Annotated in this window: 5 protein-coding genes and 1 pseudogene; 5 read left to right on the top strand and 1 reads right to left on the bottom strand. The window is 71.3% G+C overall.

The window, feature by feature from the left end:
• The 5 genes and pseudogenes from ABYE80_RS17340 to ABYE80_RS17360 all read left to right on the top strand — a co-directional run.
• Window positions 1-384: pseudogene (locus ABYE80_RS17340) on the top strand (hypothetical protein); the annotation flags it as partial.
• Between the two features lie 210 nt (window positions 385-594).
• Window positions 595-1,377 carry an O-methyltransferase gene (locus tag ABYE80_RS17345; protein ID WP_372791561.1) on the top strand — a complete coding sequence of 261 codons (783 nt, stop codon included), beginning with the start codon at window positions 595-597 and terminating at the stop codon, window positions 1,375-1,377.
• Window positions 1,378-1,464: 87 nt separating this feature from the next.
• Window positions 1,465-2,076 (top strand): hypothetical protein, encoded by a 612-nt coding sequence (locus ABYE80_RS17350; protein WP_372791562.1) that lies wholly within the window; start codon window positions 1,465-1,467, stop codon window positions 2,074-2,076.
• Window positions 2,077-2,099: 23 nt separating this feature from the next.
• Window positions 2,100-2,342 (top strand): DUF1778 domain-containing protein, encoded by a 243-nt coding sequence (locus ABYE80_RS17355; RefSeq protein ID WP_372791563.1) that lies wholly within the window; start codon window positions 2,100-2,102, stop codon window positions 2,340-2,342.
• Window positions 2,339-2,749 (top strand): type II toxin-antitoxin system VapC family toxin, encoded by a 411-nt coding sequence (locus ABYE80_RS17360; RefSeq protein ID WP_372791564.1) that lies wholly within the window; start codon window positions 2,339-2,341, stop codon window positions 2,747-2,749. The genes ABYE80_RS17355 and ABYE80_RS17360 overlap by 4 nt, the downstream gene beginning before the upstream one ends.
• 53 nt (window positions 2,750-2,802) lie before the next feature.
• On the opposite strand, the gene ABYE80_RS17365 is transcribed toward ABYE80_RS17360, so the two are convergent.
• Window positions 2,803-4,359: an alkaline phosphatase gene (locus ABYE80_RS17365; RefSeq protein WP_372791565.1), complete on the bottom strand. Its 1,557-nt coding sequence runs from the start codon at window positions 4,357-4,359 to the stop codon at window positions 2,803-2,805.
• Window positions 4,360-4,652 lie beyond the last annotated feature (293 nt).

Here is a 4,652-nt window from a genome sequence, read left to right on the forward strand (position 1 = left end):
GAGCTCTTCCACGCCCTCGCCGGCCTCCCCACCCTGCTCGACCACCCGAACCTCGTCGTCGAGGTGATCCTCACGAGCGAGGACCACGTCCGCACCGCGACGACGGCACGCCGCCGGCGACGGCAGAGCGACAGCGGCGAGCGTCGCCTCGTCGAGGTCCTCGAGCGCGTCGAGCTGCGACGGCCCGACGATCTCCTGAGCGCGCTGCCCCCGCTCCCCGATGACGCGTTCACGACCCGCGAGCTGGCCGCCGCGCTGCGCTGCCCGGTCGCGCTCGCCCAGCGCGCCGCCTACTGCCTGCGGGCGCTGGAGCTCGTCGAGGCCGCGGGCAAGCGGGGGCACGCTCCGCTGCACCGGCTGCGCAGGGCTTCGAGCGACCGCTGATCGCGGCCTCGATGCCGGTGAACGCAACGAGTGCCGACCTATCTTGTGAAGTCGAGGGCGCGCACGTCGGTCTTCTCTGCGGCCGCCTCGCGCCGCCTACAGGCGCTGGGGCGCGAGCCTGGTCGGTTCGCCAGGTTGCCTCGGGCCGCAGTTCCCGCAAGGTGAGCCCGAGGAATGAAGGTCACGGGAGCGGCGCGTTAGCGTTACCCCATGCGCCCACGACGAAGCCTCGGCGTCCGCGTGCCGTTCCTGCGCTGGTCGTTCCTGCGGATGATGTTCGGGATCCGCACGCTGACCACCGAGTGGCAGGTCGGGGACGGGCGCGAGGCGGCGGTGCGCGACCACGTGCTCGCCAACGCGCCGGCCGGCGATCTCGACGCCGTGATCCGCGCGATCGACGAGTACGCCTACGAGGAGAAGTTCCTCATCAACGTCGGCGACGAGAAGGGCGCGATCCTCGACGCGGCACTGCACCGCGCGCAGCCGAGGCTGATCCTCGAGCTCGGTGCCTACGTGGGCTACAGCGGGCTGCGCATGGCGCGGGCGATGCCCGAGGGAGCGCGACTCGTGTCGGTCGAGTTCCTGGAGGCCAATGCGCAGATCACGCGCGACATCTGGCGTCACGCCGGGATCGACGATCGTGCGACGGTCGTCGTCGGTACGCTCGGCGACGGGGGTGCGACCCTCGACGCGCTTGGCGCGGAGCACGGGTTCGCCCCCGGCAGCGTGGACTTCGTGTTCCTCGACCACGACAAGGACCACTACCTGTCCGACACGAAGCTGCTCCTGGAGCGCGGCTGGCTCCACGCGGGGTCGGTCCTCGTCGCGGACAACGTGAAGTTCCCGGGCGCGCCCGCCTATCGGTCATTCATGCAGGAGCACGAGGGGACGGCCTGGCGGACGACCGAGCACGCGACCCACGCGGAGTACCAGACGCTGCTCAAGGACCTCGTGCTCGAGTCGGAGTACCTGGGTCCGGCGCCCACGGCGTAGGCGAGGTTCGCCACGAGGTCGTCACGGCGCCGCGACTTCTCTGCGTCGCCGCGTGCGTCGTGCGGCGCGCGAGCGCATTCTGGGCGCATGTTCGACCGTCCCGACGTCCCGACCAAGACCGACGCGAGCTGGATGTTCGTCTCCCGCGAGGATCGTGCCGCCCTGCTAGGGCACGGGATCGTCGTCCTTGCCGACGGCATCCAGCGGCGCAAGCGATGGGTGCTCCTGGCAGCCCGCGACCGCGACGCCGCGCAGACCCGCGGGCGTGCGGTGTTCGGACCGCGTGTCGACGTCACCGTGCACGCGGAGGGCCCGCGCCGGCTCGAGCCGCTCATCTGCGACGGATACATGGAGCGCGAGCCCGGCCGACTGCAGCTGCGCTATGCGACGACCCGCTCCCAGCACCTCGACGATGTCCTCGTGGAGGAGACCGACCTCGTGGTCGTGGTCTACGCCACGGTCTGCACCCCGACCTACAACGTCGAGCCGGAGGTCACGGAAGGCCCCGTCCACGTGTACCTCGCCGCACCGCTCGGGGACCGACTCGTGATCGACGGCGTCACCGGGCGCGCCGTGCCGTTCAAGGACGTGTACGCGGAGCTCGCCGAGGAGTTCGGTCTCGAGGTCGGTGGCTGCGATGAGGAGGTCGACCCGTTCGACGACGGCCCAACCGCGTACCCGCCGCGTGATACGCCATGACAGCGAGTGATACGGTGGCTGGCGTGCGCAGCCTGCGACTCGACCCAGAGCTCGACGAGCTGATCCGCCGTGCGGCCGCCCAGGAGGGCGAGTCGGTCTCCGAGTTCTTGCGCCGCGCCGCCGCTGAACGTGCACGGCGCACGCTCGCCGAACCCCGCCCAGGGCTGGCCGACGTGATCGGCGCCGTTCGCTCCGACGGTGGGCGGGCGAGACGGACAGGTGAGGCCTTCGGCGACCTGGTGACCGAGCGCCAGCGGTCGAGGTGACGCTCGTCGACGCTGGACCACTCGTGGCGCTGATCGACGCCGGCGAGCCCGACCACGAACGGTGCCAGCGAGCATTGGACACGCTGGCGCTGCCACTCACGACGACGTGGCCGGCCTTCACGGAAGCCATCTACCTGCTCGGTCGCGCGGCCGGATGGCCCGCTCAGGACGCTCTTTGGAAGCTCGTTCAGCGCGACCTCCTGGTGCTCGCGGAGCCGACGCCGGACCTCACGGCGCGCGCGATCGAGCTCATGCGGAGCTATCGGGACCACCCGATGGACCTGGCCGACGCGACCCTGATCGCACTCGCGGAGGCTCGCGGCGACAAGGTGATGTTCACGCTCGACGCCCACTTCCGTTCGTACCAGTTGCGCGGACGGCGTCACCTGCGCGTCATCCCCGACTGACGCACCCCGACGACAGCTGCCCCAGCCAGGCACGCCACCTGGTTTCGACCCCCTCAGCTCCGATGCACACTGCCCTCCGCGTGGTCGACCACGAACCCGGCGATCGTCTCGATCGGGGCGTCGCGCTTGCGGACCGTCGTCGGCGAGCGGAACGTCGCGCGCAACTCGTCGTGCTGAAGGTCGAGGACGCCGTAGCCGCGGCGGCTGAGCTGGGCGTACTTGAGGTGGGGGGAGTTGGTCGTCACGACACCGGCCTCCGCCATCGGCGTGAGTGAGCCGAACTCCTGCTCGAGTCCGAACGACGAGATCGAGCCGCCGACGAACTCCGTCGCCGCCGGACGTCCGCCGTCGGCGCGACCCCCGGGGTACACGTCGCCGGCGAAGAACGTGTGGATGTCCCCGGTGACCATCGTCACCCCGCGGACGTCGTGCCGGCGCACGTGGTCGAAGACCTCGGTCCGGTCGCCGGGGTAGCCGTCCCACTGGTCCGGGTTCAGGGGGAAGCCCGGGACGGAGTCCAGGCCCATCGCGACGACCTGGTTGGCCACGACCTTCCAGCGCGAGCCCGGGTCCGTCAGCGCGCCCTTCAGCCACGCCTTCTGCGACGCGCCCAGCATCGTCCGCGACGGGTCGGACATGCCCTCGCAGGGCACGACCTCCTGGTCGCAGGCCTGGTCGTCGCGGTACTGGCGCGTGTCGAGCAGCAGGACGTCGGCCAGCCCGCCGAGCCGGATCCGCCGGTAGGAGCGGAACCGCTCCTGCCGGATCGTGTTCCGCGGCCCGTACTCGAAGAACGCCGTGTACCCGTTGCGCTTGCGCGTCGCGGGATCGACCCGGCGCCGGGAGGCGGAGAGCGTCCCGGGCGACTCGCCGGCGTAGTTGTTCTCCACCTCGTGGTCGTCCCAGATCCCGGCGAAGGCCGCGGAGGCGTGCATGTCCTGCAGGTCCGGGTCGGACAGGTACAGGCGGTACTTCTGGCGGTACTCGTCGAGCGTCTCGGCCTGACCGTTCGGGCCGATCTCGTCGACGCGACCGATCTCCTGATCGGCCCCGCCGCCCTCGTAGATGTAGTCACCCAGGCACAGGACGAGGTCGAGGTCCTCGCGCGCGAGTCCCGCGTGCGCGGGGTACAGGCCGGAGGACCACTTCTGGCAGGAGAAGAACCCGACGCGCAGGCGCTCGCGCGAGTCGGCGGGACGCGCGGTCGTGAAGCGCCCGACCCGCGAGGAGCCCGCCCGCGTGGCGAACCGGTACCAATAGCGCTCCCCCGGCTGCAGGATCTTCGACGACCGCACGGTCGCGCGGGCCGTGAAGTCGCGCACCCCGGTGGCGAGCACGTTCTGGCTGTGGACCACGCGCTTGAACGACTCGTCGGCGGCGATCTCGAGACGCACGGTCCCCGACCGTTCGATCTGACCGACGTGCGTCCACAGCGTGATCGCGTGGCGACCCGGGATCCCGGCCATGACCCCGCAGTCGAACACGCCCTCCGTCAGCGGCCGGACCCTCCGACGCGCGGCGGCGGTGGCGCCGGACGGCAGCAGGAACGGGACGGCGCCGGCCGCGGCACCGGCGAGCAGGGATCGGCGGTCGAACTCATGGGTCCTCATTGCGGGTGATCGTAGGGGGTGCGCCTGCCTCCGCGGCGCACTTCCTGTGACCGTGGGCGCACGCCGCCGCTGCGTCACGGTCCGCGCCGGGTTCGCCGACCCACTGCGACGAGCTTCTGCCGCGCGCCACCGAGTTCAACGTCCACGGCCCGCAGCCCGCAGCGCGACCTCGATCCATTCGCTCGCGGGAAGGCCGTCCCGCGCACCGTCGGCGCGGTAGAGGCGGCAGTTCAGCCCGTAGTCGTCGCGCTGCTCGGCACCGGGCTCGACGTCGACGCCATTGACCCGTACGC

The sequence above is a fragment of the Paraconexibacter sp. genome, from assembly GCF_041602235.1.
In the GTDB taxonomy this organism is placed as follows: domain Bacteria; phylum Actinomycetota; class Thermoleophilia; order Solirubrobacterales; family Solirubrobacteraceae; genus Paraconexibacter.

Coding starts and splice junctions, on each gene's coding strand:
- ABYE80_RS17365 (WP_372791565.1), bottom strand. CDS start 4,359: ATGAGGACCCATGAGTTCGACCGCCGATCCCTGCTCGCCGGTGCCGCG.
- ABYE80_RS17350 (WP_372791562.1), top strand. CDS start 1,465: ATGTTCGACCGTCCCGACGTCCCGACCAAGACCGACGCGAGCTGGATG.
- ABYE80_RS17345 (WP_372791561.1), top strand. CDS start 595: ATGCGCCCACGACGAAGCCTCGGCGTCCGCGTGCCGTTCCTGCGCTGG.